An 18969-nucleotide genomic window follows, 5' to 3' on the forward strand; every position below is an offset into this window, starting at 1 on the left:
CAATGATTTTTTTAGTCATTGAAACTAGGTATTTTGCGTCGCCGGTGCTAACTTTAACAGCAAAATCAATACCGACGCGCCACTTCTATCGACATGGTTCTGGATATCGATCCGTCCCCCATGTTCATCGATAATTTTTTTCACCATCGCCAGGCCCAGGCCGGTGCCGCGCGCCTTCGACGTGACATACGGTTCGAACGCCCGCGCCAGGATCTTCGGCGCGAATCCGGGGCCGTTGTCGGAGATCGCCAGGCGCACCGCCGTGCGCGTGCTGCCGTCCGCGCCCTGATAATGAATGGCTTCGCTGATCACGTCAATGTGCGGTTGCGGCGCGCCGGCCGGCAGCTCGGCCATCGCGTCCTGAGAATTCTGCAGCAGGTTGTGGATCACCTGGCGCAGCTGGGTGGCGTCGCCCATCACCAGCGGCAGGCCGGGCGCCAGCTGCGGGTGGATGATGTCGTCGCCCTCGCCGCTCAGGTACAGGTGCAGGATTTCCTCGACCAGCGCGTTCAGGTCCAGCGGTTGCAGCACGGCCGGCGGCGTCTTGGCGTAGTCGCGGAAGTCGTCGACCATGCGCTTCATCGCCGCCACCTGGTTGACGATGGTGGCCGTGCCGCGGTTGAGCAGCTCCTCGTCGGCCGGCGCCAGCTTGCCTTCGAGCTTCATCTGCAGGCGTTCGGCCGACAGCTGGATCGGCGTCAGCGGGTTCTTGATCTCGTGCGCCAGCCGCCGCGCGACTTCGCCCCAGGCGATCGAGCGCTGGGCCGAGATGACGTCGGAAATATCGTCGAACACCACCAGGTAGCCGCTGCCGCCACCCTCGACCGGCAGGCGCGAACCGCGCGTCAGCAAGGTCAGGTCGTTGTCGTCCAGGCTGGCGCTGCGGCGCGGCACCTCGATCTGGCGCTGCCAGTGCAGCCGCTGCAGGTTGCGCCCGGCCGCCGATTGCGCGCTCTGCGCGGCAAACGCGGCCACGATGGCGCCGCCGAACTCCTGCAAGCCTTCGATCTCGTCGAGCTTCTGCCCTATCATCGTCACGCCGGCCTGCTGCAGGATGCGCTCGACCGAGTCGTTGCAGCTGATCAGGTGGAATTCGTGGTCCAGCACCATCACGCCGGCCGACATATTGGCCAGCACCGATTCCAGGTGGGCTTTCGCGTTTTGCAGCGCCGCCCGGTTGCGCTCGACGGCGCTGCGCGCGTCCGACAGCTGGCGCGTCATGGTGTTGAACGACTGCGTCAGCGTGCCCAGCTCGTCCGAGGTGGCGACGATGGGCCGCGGCGACAGGTCGCCCTCGGCCACCGCGCGCGTGCCCTCGGCCAGCAGCAGCAGCGGCTGGGCCAGGTCGCTGGCGATCAGGAAGGCGCTGGCGATGGCGCCGAACACGGCCAGCAGCAGGGTCAGGGTCAGGGTGACGATGTACATCTTGCGCAGGCCGACGCGGGCCACGAAGCGCTCCTTGTAGTCGGAATAGGCGCTGCGGATGGTTTCGCCGTCGGCGGCCAGCTGGGCCGGCGCCAGCTGGATCAGCTGCAGGTAGCGCGGCGCCAGGTGGGTGCCGTTGTCCTGCACCCGGTCCGGGATCGCCATCACCACCCGCAGGCGCAGCTGGTTGGCGTTGTCCTGCTGGTTGACCGGTGCATCGATCAGATTGCTGCGCAGCTCGTTGCCGCCCTCGGGCGCGCCGTAGCTGTCGCCGCTCTTGGCCTTGTCCATCATTTCGCGGGTCGGCAGGTCGGCCGACAGGTTGCCGCTGCGGCTGGCGCGGGCGCTGACGACCAGGCCGCCCTCGGCATCGACGATGATGGCGTTCTGCATGCCCGCCTGTTCCTTGACCAGGCCGGCCAGGGTGGCGCGCTCGGTGCCGTAGGGTTGCTCGGCCAGTTGCTGGACGGTCTTTTGGGCGATCACGGTCAGGTCGCCCAACGCCGCGTCCAGGCCGGCGCGGCTCAGGTTGATGCCCGATTCCAGCGCCTGCTCGACCGGCACGTTGAACCAGGATTCGATCGACCGGGAAACAAACATCACCGACACCAGGAAGATCACCAGGCCCGGCAGCACGCCGATGGCGGCAAACAGCAGCACCAGCCGGGCCATCAGCTTGGAGCCGAACTTGCCGCTCTTGTAGCGGGCATACAGGCGGAACAGCGACACCGCCACCAGCAGCAGCAAGGCGCCGGCCACAGCCGCGTTCAGGCCCAGCAGCCAGGCGTAGTAGCGGTCGAAAAAGCCGGAATTGGCCGACGCGGACGCCAGCAGGAACAGCAGGATACTGACAATGGCGCCGCCGACGACGGAAAAATACCGCAGGGCCGTGCTCACTACTCCGCCTTATACGGGAAGTTTTTCTTGTCCGACGCCAGACGCCATTCGCTGCTGTTGAGGGCGTTGACCTTGAGCGGCTTGGACACGTAGTTGGGGTCCAGCCCCATGCTGAGCTTGACGTTATAGGTTTCGCCGACCTTGAGCGCGCCGCGCGGCGCCACCACCCAGCGGTTCGGGTTGCGTATCGTCTCCAGCGCCTCTTCCAGCGACGACCAGTAGTTGAGCTTGACGCCGCCGCTGACGCTGACGCTGTACCTGCGGGTCAGCACGTTGTAGCCCAGTATCAGGGTCTGGCGCTTGACGATGGCCTTCTCGTCGAACCAGTACCAGCGCGGACGGGTGAATTCGATCTCGGTGGTGAAGTACAGCGACACGCCGTAGCCCAGCGCGTCCTCCATGTCCTTGGTCAGCTCGAAGCCGTACTTGGCGTTGAGCCGGTAGCCCTCGTCGCTGGCCTCGACCAGCGCCCGGCGGATCTCGACGCCATCGGCGGCGCTTGCCGCCTGCGGCAGCAGGCATGCCAGTATCAGCAGCAGTTGTCCGATCAGGAGGCGAAAAAATCGTCGTGTCACGTGTGGGCCGGTGCTCAATGGTTGCGTCGGTTGCGTCGTACTCGGGAATATACAGGCAAAACGGTTACGCATTTTTCTGGAACAGCGCGTAGAACAAACCATCGTGATCCTGCCCGGAGCCGCCGGCGGGGAGCAACTGACCGGGCGCATCGAGCCGCACAGCCTGATTACGTACAGCAAAAGCGGCCGCCTGCGCCTCGGATTCCTGCGGCCACACGGAACATGTCACGAATAGCAATTTACCACCCGGGGCAAGCATCTGCCAAAGATTGTCGAGGATTTTGGACGAAAGTGTTGCAAGTTGGAGCGTGTCGCCCTTGCGCCGCAGCCAGCGGATATCCGGGTGGCGGCGCACGATGCCGGAGGCCGTGCACGGCACGTCGGCCAGGATGCGGTCGAACGGTTTGCCGTCCCACCATCCGGCGCTCTGGGCGTCGGCGGCGCGCAGCGTGGCCTGCAGTTGCAGCCGCTCGAGGTTCTCGCCCACGCGCGCCAGGCGCTTGGCGTCGGCGTCCAGCGCGGTGACGCTGGCGTCGGCCAGCTCCAATATATGGCAGGTCTTGCCGCCCGGCGCGGCGCAGGCGTCGAGCACGCGCATGCCGTCCCGGACATCGAGCAGCGGCGCGGCCAGCTGGGCGCCGGCGTCCTGCACCGAGACCGCGCCGTCGGCAAAGCCCGGTATCAAGGTCACGCCGACCGGCTTGGCCAGCCGCACGGCGAACGGGCCGATCTGTTCGGCGGCCATGCCGGCCGCGTCCAGGGTGGCCAGGTATTGTTCCATCGTGGTCTTGCGCACGTTGACGCGCAAGGTCAGCGGCGGCGCGGTGTTGCCGGTCGCCAGCAGGCCCTGCCAGTCCTGCGGCCAGGCGGCCTTGGCCGCGTCGATCCACCATTGCGGGTAGTTCCACTTGGCCAGCGGCTGCAGCAGCGCGGTCTCCAGCAGCGCCTTGCGCTCGCGCAGCAGGCGGCGCAGCACGGCGTTGACCATGCCCTTGGCGCGGGCGGTGTCCGGATGGGCGTCGGCCGCCGTCACGGTCTGGTCCACCACGGTGAATTCCTCGTACGGCGGCACCTCGTCCGGCGCGGTGATCAGCGCCAGCGCGCAGGCCAGCAGCGCCGCCACCAGCGGTTCCGGGGCCTTCGGCGCCATCAGGCCGATCAGGGTTTCGCTCTGGCCCAGCTGGCGCATGCAGCGGTAGGCGATGTCCTGCATCGCGCCGCGCGCCTGCGGCGTGGCGTCGCCCTTGGCCCAGACCTGGGCCAGCGCCTGCGGCAGATTGGTGCCGGTACGGACCTGGGCCACCGCCTGGGCGGCGCCGATCAGGCTATAGGCCAGCGAATCGGGCTTGAGGCCGGTCTGGAAGCTGGTTTGCAGCGACGGTTTCAGGTCGCGCGCATGGCTGGCGCGCAGCTTGGGCGCTGCAGCCTTTGCGGGGGACTTTAAGGAGAGCGTCGGGCGCTGCTTGTTCATATGCTAATTCCAGGTATTGCCGGCGGGCGTGATCGCGCAGTATACAGCAGTGCATATGACAAGGGCATGAAGCGAAGTGTAACGGTACATATATGCCGGCCGGGGCCGGCCCCGGCGTCAGTCCGTCGTCACCAGCTCATGGAGGACGCCGTCACGGAAATAGATGATCTCGCAGCTGGCTTCGCCGAAGCACAGGCCGATCGCCTCGTTGGCGATGGCCTGCGGCGGGCAATCGCCACCGTCGTGGCACACGGGCCGGTAGCTGCCCGGCCGGACCAGGGACAAGCTGGGCGGATTGGCCCGGGCATCGCCGAAGGTCTTGACCACGCCTGCCGCCTTGCCTCCCGCCGCCGAAACCACGGCCAGGCCGTATGCATCCCCGCCGCCGTGCCGCACCAGCACGGCGACATCGGTGCTGCCCGGCTGCCGGAACGCCCCCGACAGCGTCGCCCCGCCCTGCAACGGCGTCCACCCCGGGGGCAGCGGGCCGGAGACGGCGTCGCCGGCATGCGCCTGGGCCGAGGCCAGCAGGGCGGCCGCCAGTACCACGTGCTTGAATCCAGACATGAGGTGCTCCGTTTGGTGGTGGATGTGCGCAAATCATATTTTCAAATCCGCGCCATGGCAACGAATGCGGCGTTACACTTTTGTAATGCGACGGAAGAAAGCCGCCGTTGACTTCAGCCAGCTTTCTTGCTTCACGCGTCCGGCGTGCCCACGCACCATCTTGGCAAACCAGTATAATTACCGCTGTTTGGCCGGCGCCCGCCGCCGGCCATTTTCGCTTTCGGATACATTTTTAGCGCGGCCCGGCCGCCAGACTGCTCATGCTCGCCCAACAAAAACAAGATATCACCGCCCTGTTCCAGGCCGCCCTCGCACCCATCCTGGCCGGTACCGACGTCACTGCCAACGTCGTTCTGGAGCGGCCGCGCGATCCTTCGCATGGCGACGTGGCCTGCAACATCGCCATGCAACTGGCCAAGCAGCTGAAAATGAACCCGCGCGAACTGGCCACCAAGGTGGTCGACGCGCTGCTGGCCAACCCGGCCGGCAAGGGCCTGGTGGAATCGGCCGACATCGCCGGTCCGGGCTTCATCAACCTGCGCGTCACCGCCGCCTCCAAGCAGGCCGTGGTCAAGGCCGTGCTGGCGCAAGGCGCGTCCTACGGCGCCTCGGCGGCCGGCGCCGGCAAGAAGGTCATCATCGAATTCGTCTCGGCCAACCCGACCGGCCCGCTGCACGTGGGCCACGGCCGCCAGGCCGCGCTGGGCGACGCGCTGTCGTCGCTGTTCGGCTCCCAGGGCTACGATGTGACCCGCGAGTTCTACTACAACGACGCCGGCGTGCAGATCCAGACGCTGGCCAACTCTGTGCAGGCGCGCCTGCGCGGCTACAAGCCGGGCGACGCCCAGTGGCCCGAATCGGCCTACAACGGCGACTACATCGCCGACATCGCCGCCGACTTCATGGCGAAGAAAACCGTGTCGGCCTCGGACGGCTCGCCGGCCACCGCCTCGGGCGACGTCGAGGACATCGAATCGATCCGCCACTTCGCCGTGACCTACCTGCGCAACGAGCAGGACATCGACCTGCAGGCCTTCGGCGTCAAGTTCGACAACTACTACCTCGAATCGTCGCTGTACGCCGACGGCAAGGTCGATGCGGCCGTGGACATGCTCAACAAGTCCGGCAAGACCTACGAGGAAGAAGGCGCGCTGTGGCTCAAGACCGAAGACTACGGCGACGACAAGAACCGCGTGATGCGCAAGAAGGACGGCACCTACACCTACTTCGTGCCGGACGTCGCCTACCACATCGTCAAGTTCCAGCGCGGCTACACCCAGGCCATCAACGTCCAGGGTTCGGACCACCACGGCACCATCGCCCGCGTGCGCGCCGGCCTGCAGGCGGTCAACGTCGGCATCCCGCAAGGCTACCCGGACTACGTGCTGCACAAGATGGTCACCGTGATGAAGGGCGGCGAGGAAGTCAAGATCTCCAAGCGCGCCGGCTCCTACGTGACCGTGCGCGACCTGATTGAATGGTCGGGCGGCGGCGACATCGAAAAAGGCCGCGACGCGGTGCGCTTCTTCCTCATCTCGCGCAAGGCCGACACCGAGTTCGTGTTCGACGTCGACGTCGCGCTGAAGACCTCGGACGAGAATCCGGTGTATTACGTGCAGTACGCCCACGCGCGCATCTGTCGCATGCTGGAGCAGTGGACCGGCGCCGAGGCCGACCTGGCCAACGTCGACCTGTCGCCGCTGACCGCGCCGACCGAGGCGACGCTGCTGGCCACGCTGGCCGCCTACCCGGAAACGCTGGCGCGCGCGCAGGCGGAACTGGGCCCGCACCAGATCGCGTTCTACCTGCGCGACCTGGCCGCCAACCTGCACAGCTTCTACTTCGCCGAACGCGTGCTGGTCGACGACGAGGCGCTCAAGGCGGCCCGTATCGCGCTGATGGTCGCCACCCGCCAGGTGCTGCGCAACGGCCTGGCGCTGATCGGCGTCTCCGCGCCCAATAAAATGTAATTGCGAAGGACATCCCGCACAATGAATTTCCGCTCCAGCTTTAACCCGCGTTCGCGTCAGCAAGGCAACACCATCATCGGCATCGTGATCGGCCTGGTCATCGGCCTGACGATCGCCGTCGTCGTGGCTTTGGTGATCAACAAGGGCTCGACGCCGTTCACCGACAAGGGACGCAGCAGCAAGGCGACGGAACCGACTGCGGGACAGGCCGCCGATCCGAACAAGCCGATGTACGGCAACAAGGACGCGGCGCGCGAAGCGGCAAAGGATTTTGCCAAGGACACGCCGAAGGCGCCGGCGGGCGATCCGCTGCAGGCGGTGGTGGACAAGATCCAGGGCACGCCGGCCGCAGCGCCTGCGCCGGCAGAAAAGCCTAAAGCGGCACCGCCTGCGACGGCAGCCGTGCCGGCAGCCGCCAACGTCGCGCCGGTGCCGGCCAAGACAGCTCCGGCCGCCGCTGCGGACAGCGGCGACGACAAATTCATCTACTACCTGCAGGCCGGCGCCTTCCGTGAAATCGCCGATGCCGAAAGCGCCCGCGCCAAGCTGGCCCTGCTGGGCTTCGAGGCCAACGTCTCGGACCGCGCCACCGACACCGGTGTACTGCACCGCGTGCGCCTGGGCCCGTTCAACCAGGTCGAGGCGATGAACAAGGTACGCAGCAAGTTGTCCGAAAACGGCGTCGACGTCGCAGTCGTGCGCAATCAAAAATAAGCCAGGAGTCTCAAGATGCGATTGATGAAATTCGTAATTGGCGCGCTGATGATGAGCGCTGTGGCACTGTCGTCGGCCTCCCCCGCCGATCCGAAAAACGGGGTCGAGTACAAGACGCTGGCGGCGCCGCAGCCGGTCGACACCGGCAAGAAAGTGGAAGTGCTGGAGTTCTTCGACTACGCCTGCCCGCACTGCTTCGCCTTCGATCCGTCGCTGACCGCATGGGTCAAGAAACAGGGCGACGCCATAGTCTTCAAGCGCATGCACATCTCGCGCAGCGGCACCGACCTGCCGCAGGAAAAGATGTTCTTCACGCTGAGCGCCATGGGCCTGCTGAACGACGCCATGCACAGCAAGATCTTCAACGAGATGCACGTCAACCGCAACCGCATGAACCGTGACGAGCTGGTATTCGATTTCATCGCCAAGCAGGGCATCGACAAGCAGAAGTTCATCGACACCTATCGCGGATTCGGCGTGGCCGGCAGCGTGCGCAAGTCGATCTCGATGATGGACGCCTACGGCGTCGACTCGTGGCCGATGATCGCCATCGACGGCAAGTACGTCACCTCGCCGACCATGGCCAACGAAGGCTCCAAGTCCGCCAACACCGAAGCGGAACTGCACGCCGAAGGCCTGCAGGTGATGGACATCCTGGTCGCGAAAGCGAAAGCGGAAAAGAAATAAGCATGCCTGACCACGGCGCCGGCCCGCTGCGGGTCTTCATCACCGGCGCCTCGAGCGGCTTGGGCGCGGCCCTCGCCGCCGAATATGCGGCGCAGGGCGCCACGCTCGGCCTGCTGGCCCGCCGCGGCGAGATGCTGGACCAGCTGATCGCCACCCTTCCCAATTCCGAACGCCACCGCGCCTACGCGGCCGACGTGCGCGACCACGCCGCCATCGCGGCCGCCGCGCAAGCCTTCCTCGCCTACGCGGGCGGCGTCGACGTGGTGATCGCCAACGCCGGCATCTCGGTCGGCACGCTGACCGAGTTCGCCGAGGACATCGCCGTGTTCGAAGCGGTGATCGCGACCAACGTGGTCGCCACCGCCGCCACCTTCGCGCCCTTCATCGCCGCGATGCGGACGCAGCGCGCGCCGGCGCGCCTGGTCGGCATCGGCAGCGTGGCGGGCATACGCGGCCTGCCCGGCGCCGAAGCGTACAGCGCCTCCAAGGCGGCGGTGATCAGCTACTGCGAATCGCTGCGGCTGGAGATGAAACCCTACGGCATCAAGGTGGTGACGCTCTGCCCCGGCTACATCGACACGCCGATGACCAGGGTGAATCCCTACCCGATGCCGTTCCTGATGGCGCCGGAAAAATTCGCTGCCCGGGCCGTGCGCGCCATTGCCGCAGGCAGCAGCTACAAGGTGATCCCGTGGCAGATGGGGGTCGTCGCCAAGGTGTTGAGGGCGCTGCCGAATGCGGTCTACGATTTCGCCTTCGGCAAGGCGCCGCACAAGCCGCGCACATCCGCCGCTGTTGAAACTGCCGCCCCGCCCGGGCCGGCCACGCCGCCATGACCATGACCATGTCCGCCGCCGCCATCAACGCCGCCTGTGCGACGAGCGCGTCGCACGTGGCGATTGAACTCGTCGAAGAAACCGGCTCCACCAACGCCGACCTGCTGGCCCGCGTCGACGGCTTGCGCGGTCCGACCTTGCGCATCGCCGGCAACCAGACCGCTGGCCGCGGCCGCGCCGGCCGCAGCTGGCTGTCCGCGCCGGGCGCCGCGCTGATGTTCTCGCTGGCCTGGCGCTTCAAGGGCCCGCTGCAAAGGATGTCCGGCCTGCCGATGGCGGTCGGCGTGGCGCTGGCGGAAACCATCGCCTCGCTCGGCGTGCCGGTGCAGATCAAATGGCCGAACGACCTGCTGCGCGATGGTAAAAAACTGGCCGGGATCCTGGTCGAAACCCAGCCGTCCCGCCACGACAGCGGCATCTGGGCGGTGATCGGCGTCGGCATCAACCTGGTCATGCCGGACGAACTGGAAGCCGCCATCGGCCGCGAGGTCGCCGCCGCGCCGTGGCTGGCCAAGATGGACCGCAACCAGCTGATGGCCGCCCTGCTCAGCCGCCTGGCCGCCGTGCTGGACGAATTCGACGACACCGGCTTCGCGCCCTTTGCCGAGCGCTGGAACCGGCTGCACGCATGGCAAGGCCGGGAAGTCGTCATCCTCGACAACGGCAAGGTGCTGCAACAGGGCCGCGCCGCCGGCGTCGACGCCATCGGCCGCCTGATGCTCGATACGGAACAGGGCCGCGCCGAGGTGCTGTCCGGCGATGTATCGCTACGCTTATCTTCTACTATCGGACTATCATGATTTTACTGATCGACGCCGGCAATACCCGCGTCAAATGGGCGCTGGCCGAACCGGGCACGGAGCTGGGCGCATGGGTCGCCCACGGCGCCGTCATGCACGCCGACCTGCTGCACCTTGAACTGCACCTGAGCGAAGCGGTCGGCGATCGCGGCGTGGACCGCATCATCATCGCCAACGTGGCCGGCGGCGCGCTGCGCGTGCAGCTGGAATACGTGCTGCAGCGGACCTTCCCCGCCATGCTGCTGCCCGAATACGCGATCGACTGGTTTGCCTCGCTGCCGTCGCTGGCCGGCGTGACCAACGGCTACCGCAATCCAGGACAGCTGGGCTGCGACCGTTTCGCCGCCGCCATCGCCGGCCACGCGCTGGCGCCGGGGCACGATATCGTCGTCGCCAACTGCGGCACCGCCACCACCATCGATGCCGTCACCGGCGACGGCATGTTCCTCGGCGGGATGATCCTGCCGGGCCTGGGCCTGATGGCCAGTTCGCTGGCGCGCAACACCGCGCAGTTGCCGCAAATCGCGCAAGACGGTAAGCTGGCCGACGGATTCGCCGACAATACCGACGACGCCATCCTGAGCGGCTGCCTGGCCGCGCAGAGCGGCGCCATCGAGCACGCGTTCGCGCTGCACGGGGCCAGCGAGTGCATCATCTCCGGTGGCGCCGCGCCGTATATTGCGCCGATGCTGAAAGTGCCGTACCGTGTGGTCGAGAATATCGTGTTGATCGGATTGCATGCTGCCGCCGGCAGCGCCGGGTAAGACACCGAAGGAAGCTTGTGCTGAAATTTATTTTCTGGTCGCTGGTTGCCATCAATGCCGCGCTGTTCGCGTACGGCAGGGGCTATCTCGGCCATTTCAGCGGCAACGAGCGCGAGCCGCAACGCCTGCTCAACCAGCTCAACGCCGGCAAGCTGGCCATCGTCTCGGCGGAAAAGGCCAACAACGCATCCGCCGCGACCGCCGCAGCGGCCAGCGCCGCCGCCAGCGCTGCCGCCAAGGACGCGCCGGAAGCGCAGGCCTGCCTGGAGATCGGCAGCTTCCTGATCGCCGACGCGCGCCGTTTTGAAACCCAGCTGGCGCCGCTGAACCTGGGCGACCGCCAGTCGCGCCACAACCTGCCGGGCACGGAAGTATCGAGCTATATCGTGCATATGCCGCCGCAGGGCAGCAAGGAAGGCGCCGACAAGAAGGCCGCCGAACTGCGCGCGCTGGGCGTCACCAATTACTTCATCATGTCCGACAATTCGCCGCTGCGCTGGGCGATCTCGCTGGGCGTGTTCAAGTCGGAAAGCGCCGCGCAGAACCAGCTGGCGGCGTTGATGAAACAGGGCGTGCGCACCGCGCGCATCACGCCGCGCATGAGCGGCAGCAAGCTGCTGGCCTTCCAGTTCCGCGACGTCGACGGCGCGCTGAAGGCCAAACTGGAACAGATCCGCGGCGGCTTCCCGAACGCCGAAGCACACGCCTGCAAATAAACCCTAGCGCTGGACCACGATCGGTTTCAGGCTCAGTGATGTCGGCAGGCCTTGCGCCGCCTGCAGCGCTTCCTGGCGCGTGCTGAACGGCCCGGTGAACAGGCGGTGCACCGGACCGCTCTGCACTACCTCCAATCCATTCAAGCCGCTGCCGGCCAGCTTGTTGCGTATCGCATCGGCGTTCTCGGCGCGCGAATAGGCGCCCAGTTGCAGGTAGAAGCCGCCCTTGGCGCTGCCGCCGCTGCTGGCGGCCAGCACATTTTCGTCCACAGGCGCGCGGTCGGCCAGCATCAATGCTTCGATTGCCGGCGCGGCGGCCGGCCGCCCGCTCGTCGTTGCGGTTGCCGGCACGGCCTTCGGCGTCAACACCAGCGGCTGGGTCAGCGACATCGACGGCGTCAGCATCAGCGGCGAGCCCGAGCCGTTGTTACCCAAGCCGCCGCCGGATGCCTGCCGCGACGGCGATTGCGACTGCAGGCGCGGCGACACCGTGCCCGATACGCCGGCGCGCGTGGCAAGCATGCGGTCCACCTCATCCGGCAGGATGCGTTCGATCTGCAGTTCGTGGCTGCCCTTGCCCAGCAAGCCCAGTTTCAACGCCGCCGTGTACGACACGTCGATCGCGCGGTTGGCGTGGAACGGGCCGCGATCGTTGATGCGCACGACGACCACGGCGCCGCTCACCAGGTTGGTCAGGCGCGCATAGGATGGAATCGGCAGCGTCGGATGTGCGGCCGTCATCTTGTACATGTCGTAGATTTCTCCGGACGAGGTGCGCTGGCCATGGAATTTCTTACCGTACCAGCTGCCCACGCCGATCTGCGTGAACGGCTGGTTGTCGGTGATCGGCGTGTAGGTCTTGCCGAAGACGACGTACGGACGATTGGAGCGCGGCAGCAACGGATCGTTGCGCACGTCGGCGTCCGGCACGTCGGCCAGGTTAGGCGGCGGCGCGTCGCCCGGACCATCGTCCTGGTAATAGCCGCCGCGCCCCGAGTTGGCGGGCGGCAGCTCGGGCAGGCCGGAGGAAGGCTTGGTGGTGGACGGCGACTTGATCACCGGCCCGCCGGTGCGCGGCGTCTTGGAAACCGGTTCGTTGACGGTCGGCGCGGTGCCGCAGCCGGCCAGCGCCAGCATCGCCAGCGCGGCGAAGCAAAACAGGATACGGCTTCGGTTTATACGCATGATGTTACGCACGATGTTATGCATAATGTCGTCCTCATGGTTTTTTCCGCACTGGCGCGGCCGGAGCGGCCGGCACCGGTGCGGCGGGAGTCGCGGGCGCCGGCGTAGGCGTAGGCGTAGGCGCAGCAGGCTGCGTCGGCGCCTGCCGCTCGAACTCGGCGGCCGCCGCCTGCTCTTCCAGCGTCTGCCCTTCGACCGGCAGCACCGTCTCCGCGTCTTCCTTGGGCACCTTGGTGGTGTCCTTCTCCGCCGGGCGCTTGCCCAGCAGGTAGTAGTCCAGCGCCTTGCGCGCGATCGGCGCCGCTTCCGCGCCGCCCTTGCCGGCGTTTTCCACCACCAGCGCGATCGCGATCCGCGGCTTGTCGGCCGGCGCGAACGCCGTGAACAGGGCATTGTCGCGCAGGCGCTCGGCCAGCTTCGCGGCGTTGTACTTCTCGCCGGATTTGATGGTGATCACTTGCGCGGTGCCGGTCTTGCCGCCCACGGTGTAGCCCGCGCCGCTGAAGGCGCGGAATCCGGTGCCGCCGGCCTCGGTGGTCACGCCGACCATTGCGTTCTTGATAAAATCGATATTCTCCTGCTTCAGCGGAATGCGATAGCTTTCCCTCGGCACGGTCAGCTGTCGCGCGCGCGTGGCGCTGTCTTCGACGATCTTGACCAGGTGCGGTTTCATCACCACGCCGTCGTTGGCCAGGTTGGCCACCGCGTGGGCGATCTGCAGCGGCGTGTAGGCGTTGTAGCCCGAGCCGTTGCTGACCGAAATGGTATCACCACCCACCCACTTTCCTGCCGCACCCTTGAAACGCTTGCGCTTCCAGTCCTGCGACGGCAGCACGCCGGTCTTCTCGTTTTCCAGGTCGATGCCGGTCTGCTGGCCGAAACCGAAAGGCTTCATGAAATCGTGGATGGCGTCGATGCCCATGTCGTGGCCCAGCGCGTAGTAATAGGTATTGCAGGACACGATGATGGACTTGCGCATGTCGACCGAACCATGGCCGCCGACCACGTCGTCGTTGAACTTATGGCCGCCGAGGTAGTAGTAGCCGGGATCGGAGGTGACGTCGCCGGGCCGGCGCTTGCCCAGTTCCAGCGCGGCCAGCGCCATGAAGGGCTTGAAGGTGGAACCCGGCGCATAGGTGCCGGACAGCGGACGGTTGACCATCGGCCGGTCCAGCGAGGTATTGAGCTCGTTCCAGCTTTGCGCGTCGATGCCGTCGACGAACAGGTTGGGATCGTAGCCGGGACGCGAAACATAGGCCAGGATATCGCCGGTGGAAGGCTCGATCGCCACCAGCGCGCCGCGCCGCTCGCCGAACGCCTCCTCGACCACCTTCTGCAGTTCGATGTCGATCGACAGGATCAGGTTACTGCCCGCCACCGCCGGCGTGCGCGACAGCGTGCGGATCGCCGCGCCGCCCGCCGTTTTCTCCACTTCCTCGTAGCCGGTTACGCCGTGCAGCTGCTTCTCGTAGCTTTTCTCCAGCCCTTCCTTGCCGATATGATCGGTGCCCCGGTAGTTGGCCGCATCGTCGGTATCCTCGATGGCCTTGGCCTCGGAGCGGCTGACGCGGCCGATGAAGCCGATCACGTGCGACGCGGTTTCGCCCAGCGGATACTGGCGGAACAGGCGCGCCTGCACCTCGACACCAGGGAAGCGGAAGCGCTGCGCAGAGAAGCGCGCCACCTCCTCGTCGGTCAGGCGGGTGCGCAGCGGCACGCTCTCGAAGCCCTTGGAATCTTCCAGCAGCTTCTTGAAGCGCTTGCGGTCCTTGATCTCTACCGTCACCAGCTCGGACAGGGCGTCGATGGTCTCGTCCAGCGTGTTGGTCAGCTTGGCCGGGGTGATCTCAAGCGTGAAGGCAGAGTAATTGCGCGCCAGGACCACGCCGTTGCGGTCCAAAATCAGGCCTCGGTTCGGCACCACAGGCACGATGGCGATGCGGTTCTCCTCCGCCTTGACGGCGAAGTCGCTGTGCTTGATCACCTGCAGCCAGATGAAGCGCGCCAGCAGCAGGCCGAAACAGACAAACACCAACGCCCCCAGCACGTTGACGCGGGTGCGGAATTCGCTCAGTTCGCGTTCGGTATCCTTAATCTCCATCATGCCGTCGCGCCCCATGCCGGCACGGCGGCGCCACTGCGGATGCCGCGGCTGTGGCGTTGTATGCTCATCAGGATGCCGCCGCCCAGGCCCAGCGTCATCAGCGCGGTGCCGCCGTAGCTCATGAACGGCAGCGGCACGCCGACCACCGGCACGATGCCGCTGACCATGCCCATGTTGACGAAGGCGTAGGTGAAGTAAATCATCGTGATGGCGCCGGCCAGCAGGCGGGTGAAGAAGGTCGGCGCGTTCACCGCGATCTTCAGGCCGCGCGCGATCAGCAGCAGGTACAACACCAGCAGCACCAGGTTGCCGGTCAGGCCGAATTCCTCCGAGAAGACGGCGAAGATGAAGTCGGTGGTGCGCTCGGGGATGAACTCCAAATGCGCCTGCGTGCCATGGGTCCAGCCCTTGCCGCCGACGCCGCCCGAGCCGATGGCGATCATCGACTGGATGATGTGGAAGCCCTTGCCCAGCGGGTCGTGATAGGGATCGATCAGCGTCAGCACGCGGTCGCGCTGGTAGTCATGCATCACGGCCCACAGCAGCGGCAGTCCGGCGCAGACTGCGGCGCCCAGCGCCGCCATCGCCTTCCACGACAGGCCGCCGAGGAAGATCACGCAGGCGCCGGCGGCCACCACCAGCATCGCCGTGCCGAGGTCCGGCTGGCGCGCGATCAGCCCGACGGGGATCGCCAGCAGCAGCGCGGCGACGGCATACGACTGCCAGCGCAGTTGCCCCTGCTGGCCCTGGAAGTACCACGCCAGCATCAGCGGCATGGCGATCTTCATGAATTCGGAAGGCTGGATCTGGAACCCCACGTTCAGCCAGCGCCGCGAACCGCCCTTGACGACGCCGAACAGCGCCACCCCGAGCAGCAGGATCACGCCCAGCGTGTAGGCCGGCACGGCGAGCCGCATCATCGCCTGCGGCGACATGTTCGCCACCGCCCACATCACCAGGAAGGCCATGCAGATATTGCGCAGCTGGTCCGTCACCTTGCCCGGAATGGCGATGCCGGCCGAGTACAGCGTGACCAGCCCGACCGACAGCAGCATCAGCATGATGACGGCCAACTGGGCGTCGAACACCATCACATGGGGCCGCGCGCGCTGCCACAGCGAGCGGCCGTCCTGGATGCGCATCAGGTCTGCACCAGCTTGCGGTGGCGCTGAATGCTCATCAGGATGCCGGCGCCCAGGCCCAGCGTCAGCAGCGCGGTGCCGCCGTAGCTCATGAACGGCAACGGCACGCCAACCACCGGCAGGATGCCGCTGACCATGCCCATGTTGACGAAGGCGTAGGTGAAGTAAATCATCGTGATGGCGCCCGCCAGCAGGCGGGTGAAGAAGGTCGGCGCGTTGCCGGCGATGACCAGGCCGCGGCCGATCAGCAGCAGGTACAGCACCATCAGCACCAGGTTGCCGGTCAGGCCGAATTCTTCAGAGAACACGGCGAAGATGAAGTCGGTGGTGCGCTCGGGGATGAACTCCAGGTGCGCCTGCGTGCCGTGGGTCCAGCCCTTGCCGGTGATGCCGCCCGAGCCGACCGCGATGGTCGACTGGATGATGTGGAAGCCTTTGCCCAGCGGGTCCGAGGTGGGGTCGATCAGCGTCATCACGCGTTCGCGCTGGTAATCGTGCATCACCGACCAGATCACCGGCAGGCTGGCGGCGCCGGCGACGAACAGCACCATCAGCGCCTTCCAGGCCAGGCCGGCCAGGAAGATCACGCAGAAGCCGGCGGCCACCACCAGCAGCGCGGTGCCGAGGTCGGGCTGCTTGACGATCAGGCCGACGGGAATCGCCAGCAGCACGGCGGCGATCACATAGTGCTGCCAGCGCAGCTGGCCGGCGCGCTGCTGGAAGAACCACGCCAGCATCAGCGGCATGGCGATCTTCATGAATTCGGACGGCTGGATATCGACGCCGACGTGCAGCCAGCGCCGCGCACCGAGTTTGATGGTGCCGAACAGCGCCACGCCCACCAGCAGCGCCACCGCCACCACATAGGCCGGCACCGCGATCCGCATCATCATCTGCGGCGTGACGTTGGCCACGACCCACATCACGACGAAGGCCAGCACGATATTGCGCAGCTGGTCCTCCACCTTGCCGGGTATGCCGATACCGGCCGAGTACAAGGTGACCAGGCCGACCGACAACAGCGCCATGATGATCAGCGCGAGCGGTATGTCGAAGACGGCAAAGTACGGTCGAAGGCGGCGCCACAGGGAACGCCTTTCGTTGATGCGCATGCTGATCCTTTATTCCTTGTTGCCCGGCGTTTCGGCGCCCGGCTTCTTGTCGTCGGGGACGCCCTGCTCGGCCTGGATGTCCTGCACCGAACGCAGTTCCGCGTCCTCTTTCGGCACGCGCGTGGTTTCTTTTTCGTTCGGGCGCTTGCCCAGCAGGTAGTAGTCGAGCGCCTTGCGCACGATGGGCGCGGCCACGCCGGCGCCGAAGCCGCCGTTTTCCACCACCACCGCGATCGCGATGCGCGGCTTGTCGGCCGGCGCGAAGGCGGTGTAGAGCGCGTTGTCGCGCAGGCGTTCGGCGATCAGGTTGGCGTTGTACTTCTCGTTCTTCTTGATCGCCACCAGCTGCGCGGTGCCGGTCTTGCCGCCCGAGGTGTAGCCGGCGCCGGCGAACGCGCGCGCCGCCGTGCCGCCGGTGGTCACGCCGACCATGGCGTTCTTGATGACGTCGATGTTTTCCTGCTTGAGCGCGATGCGATAGCTTTCCTTGGGCACCGTCAGCTTGCGCGCGCGGGAGACGCTGTCCTCGATGATCTTGACCAGGTGCGGCTTCATCACGATGCCGTTGTTGGCCAGGTTCGACACCGCGTGCGCCATCTGCAGCGGCGTGTAGTTGTTGTAGCCGTTGCCGATGGCGATGGAGATGGTGTCGCCGCCGACCCACTTCTGCGCGGCGGGATTTTTCTTGAAGCGGTTGCGCTTCCATTCCTTCGACGGCAGCACGCCCTGCTTCTCGTGTTCCAGGTCGATGCCGGTGATCTGGCCGAAGCCGAACGGCTTCATGAAGTCGCTGATGGCGTCGATGCCCAGCTCGTTGCCGAGGATGTAGTAGTAGGTGTCGCAGGATTCGACGATGGACTTGTACATGTCCACCGTGCCGTGGCCGCCCGGCTTATCGTCGCGGAACTTGTGGCCGCCCAGCGTGAACGAACCCGGATCGAAAATCGTCTGGCCCGGCGTGCGCTTGCCCGACTCCAGCGCTGCCAGCGCCATGAAGGGCTTGAAGGTGGAGCCGGGCGGATAGGTGCCGGACAACGGCCGGTTCACCATCGGCTTGTCCAGCGAGGTATTGAGCTCGTTCCAGCTTTGCGCGTCGATGCCGTCGACGAACAGGTTGGGGTCGTAGCCGGGGCGCGAGACGTAGGCCAGGATGTCGCCCGTCTCCGGCTCGATCGCCACCAGTGCGCCGCGCCATTCGCCGAAGGCTTCCTCGATGACCTTCTGCAGCTCGATGTCGATCGACAGTATCAGGTTGTTGCCCGGCGTGGCGGCGGTGCGCGACAGCGTGCGGATGGCGCGCCCGCCGGCCGACTTCTCCACTTCCTCGTAGCCGGTGATGCCGTGCAGTTGCTTCTCGTAGCTCTTTTCCAGGCCTTCCTTGCCGATATGATCGGTGCCGTTGTAGTTGGCGGCGTCCTCGGTGTCGGCGATGGCCTTGGCCTCGCTCTGGTTGATGCGGCCGATGAAGCCGATCACATGCGATGCGATCTCGCCCAGTGGGTACTGGCGGAACAGGCGCGCCTGCACCTCCACGCCGGGAAAGCGGAAGCGTTGCGCGGAAAAGCGCGCCACTTCCTCGTCGGTCAGGCGGGTGCGCAGCGGCACGCTCTCGAAGCCCTTGGATTCCTCCAGCAGCTTCTTGAAGCGCTTGCGGTCCTTGAGCTCGACGGTGATCAGCTTGGACAGCTCGTCGATGGTTTCGTCCAGCGTGGCGCTCAGTTTGGACGGCGTGATCTCCAGCGTGAAGGCCGAGTAGTTGCGCGCCAGGACCACGCCGTTGCGGTCCAGGATCAGGCCCCGGTTCGGCTCGATCGGCACGATGGCGATGCGGTTTTCCTCGGCCTGGGCGACGTAATCGCTATGCTTGTAGACCTGCAGCCAGATGAAGCGCGCCAGCAGCGCGCCGAAACACGCGAACACCACCACGCCCAGCACCGTCAGGCGCAGGCGGAACTGCTGCAGTTCGCGCTGGTTGTCCTTGAGCTCAGTCATACCCCTGCCCCG

General features: G+C 66.2%; 16 protein-coding genes. 7 read left to right on the forward strand and 9 right to left on the reverse strand.

Going from position 1 to position 18969, the window contains the following annotated elements; all coding sequences use genetic code 11:
* Positions 1-24 precede the first annotated feature (24 nt).
* From ACCD07_RS21660 to ACCD07_RS21675, 4 genes are all read right to left on the reverse strand, one after another.
* The gene (locus tag ACCD07_RS21660) at positions 25-2322 is read right to left on the reverse strand and encodes an ATP-binding protein (protein WP_176654840.1); all 2298 of its coding nucleotides are present in this window, start codon (positions 2320-2322) and stop codon (positions 25-27) included.
* Entirely contained in the window at positions 2322-2969 is a 648-nt protein-coding gene (locus ACCD07_RS21665) for a DUF4390 domain-containing protein (protein ID WP_353399357.1), read from the reverse strand. The genes ACCD07_RS21660 and ACCD07_RS21665 overlap by 1 nt, the downstream gene beginning before the upstream one ends.
* Positions 2962-4368 carry a 16S rRNA (cytosine(967)-C(5))-methyltransferase RsmB gene (gene rsmB, locus ACCD07_RS21670; protein WP_413448520.1) on the reverse strand — a complete coding sequence of 469 codons (1407 nt, stop codon included), beginning with the start codon at positions 4366-4368 and terminating at the stop codon, positions 2962-2964. Before rsmB ends, ACCD07_RS21665 begins: the two co-directional genes overlap by 8 nt.
* 117 nt (positions 4369-4485) lie before the next feature.
* Entirely contained in the window at positions 4486-4935 is a 450-nt protein-coding gene (locus ACCD07_RS21675) for a hypothetical protein (protein ID WP_413448521.1), read from the reverse strand.
* A gap of 260 nt (positions 4936-5195) precedes the next feature.
* Here ACCD07_RS21675 and argS point away from each other — a divergent pair, with 260 nt between their 5' ends.
* From argS to ACCD07_RS21710, 7 genes are read left to right on the forward strand one after another with little or no spacing between them, the layout of a single operon-like run.
* Positions 5196-6905, forward strand: a complete 1710-nt coding sequence (gene argS, locus ACCD07_RS21680) for an arginine--tRNA ligase (RefSeq protein ID WP_413448522.1) — start codon at positions 5196-5198, stop codon at positions 6903-6905.
* A gap of 21 nt (positions 6906-6926) precedes the next feature.
* The gene (locus ACCD07_RS21685; protein WP_413448523.1) at positions 6927-7619 is read left to right on the forward strand and encodes an SPOR domain-containing protein; all 693 of its coding nucleotides are present in this window, start codon (positions 6927-6929) and stop codon (positions 7617-7619) included.
* A gap of 15 nt (positions 7620-7634) precedes the next feature.
* Positions 7635-8306 (forward strand): thiol:disulfide interchange protein DsbA/DsbL, encoded by a 672-nt coding sequence (locus ACCD07_RS21690; RefSeq protein ID WP_413448524.1) that lies wholly within the window; start codon positions 7635-7637, stop codon positions 8304-8306.
* A gap of 2 nt (positions 8307-8308) precedes the next feature.
* Entirely contained in the window at positions 8309-9142 is an 834-nt protein-coding gene (locus ACCD07_RS21695) for an SDR family oxidoreductase (protein WP_413448525.1), read from the forward strand.
* Positions 9139-9942, forward strand: coding sequence for a biotin--[acetyl-CoA-carboxylase] ligase (locus tag ACCD07_RS21700; RefSeq protein WP_413448526.1), 804 nt, complete (start codon positions 9139-9141; stop codon positions 9940-9942). Before ACCD07_RS21695 ends, ACCD07_RS21700 begins: the two co-directional genes overlap by 4 nt.
* A complete protein-coding gene (locus tag ACCD07_RS21705) occupies positions 9939-10706 on the forward strand; it encodes a type III pantothenate kinase (protein ID WP_176654849.1) in 768 nt (255 codons plus the stop codon). Before ACCD07_RS21700 ends, ACCD07_RS21705 begins: the two co-directional genes overlap by 4 nt.
* A gap of 17 nt (positions 10707-10723) precedes the next feature.
* Positions 10724-11422 carry an SPOR domain-containing protein gene (locus tag ACCD07_RS21710; RefSeq protein ID WP_413448527.1) on the forward strand — a complete coding sequence of 233 codons (699 nt, stop codon included), beginning with the start codon at positions 10724-10726 and terminating at the stop codon, positions 11420-11422.
* Positions 11423-11425: 3 nt separating this feature from the next.
* Here the strand turns inward: ACCD07_RS21710 and ACCD07_RS21715 are convergent, their stop codons facing one another.
* From ACCD07_RS21715 to mrdA (ACCD07_RS21735), 5 genes are read right to left on the reverse strand one after another with little or no spacing between them, the layout of a single operon-like run.
* The gene (locus ACCD07_RS21715; RefSeq protein ID WP_413448528.1) at positions 11426-12607 is read right to left on the reverse strand and encodes a septal ring lytic transglycosylase RlpA family protein; all 1182 of its coding nucleotides are present in this window, start codon (positions 12605-12607) and stop codon (positions 11426-11428) included.
* Between the two features lie 34 nt (positions 12608-12641).
* Positions 12642-14711, reverse strand: coding sequence for a penicillin-binding protein 2 (gene mrdA, locus ACCD07_RS21720; RefSeq protein WP_413448529.1), 2070 nt, complete (start codon positions 14709-14711; stop codon positions 12642-12644).
* Positions 14708-15853, reverse strand: a complete 1146-nt coding sequence (gene rodA / locus ACCD07_RS21725; RefSeq protein ID WP_413448530.1) for a rod shape-determining protein RodA — start codon at positions 15851-15853, stop codon at positions 14708-14710. The genes mrdA (ACCD07_RS21720) and rodA (ACCD07_RS21725) overlap by 4 nt, the downstream gene beginning before the upstream one ends.
* Complete coding sequence (gene rodA / locus ACCD07_RS21730) at positions 15853-16965, reverse strand: rod shape-determining protein RodA (RefSeq protein ID WP_176654854.1); 1113 nt, start codon at positions 16963-16965, stop codon at positions 15853-15855. The genes rodA (ACCD07_RS21725) and rodA (ACCD07_RS21730) overlap by 1 nt, the downstream gene beginning before the upstream one ends.
* Positions 16966-16974: 9 nt before the next feature.
* The gene (gene mrdA / locus ACCD07_RS21735) at positions 16975-18957 is read right to left on the reverse strand and encodes a penicillin-binding protein 2 (RefSeq protein WP_176654855.1); all 1983 of its coding nucleotides are present in this window, start codon (positions 18955-18957) and stop codon (positions 16975-16977) included.
* Positions 18958-18969 lie beyond the last annotated feature (12 nt).

This window comes from Duganella sp. Dugasp56, from assembly GCF_047304105.1.
In the GTDB taxonomy this organism is placed as follows: domain Bacteria; phylum Pseudomonadota; class Gammaproteobacteria; order Burkholderiales; family Burkholderiaceae_D; genus Rugamonas; species Rugamonas hordei.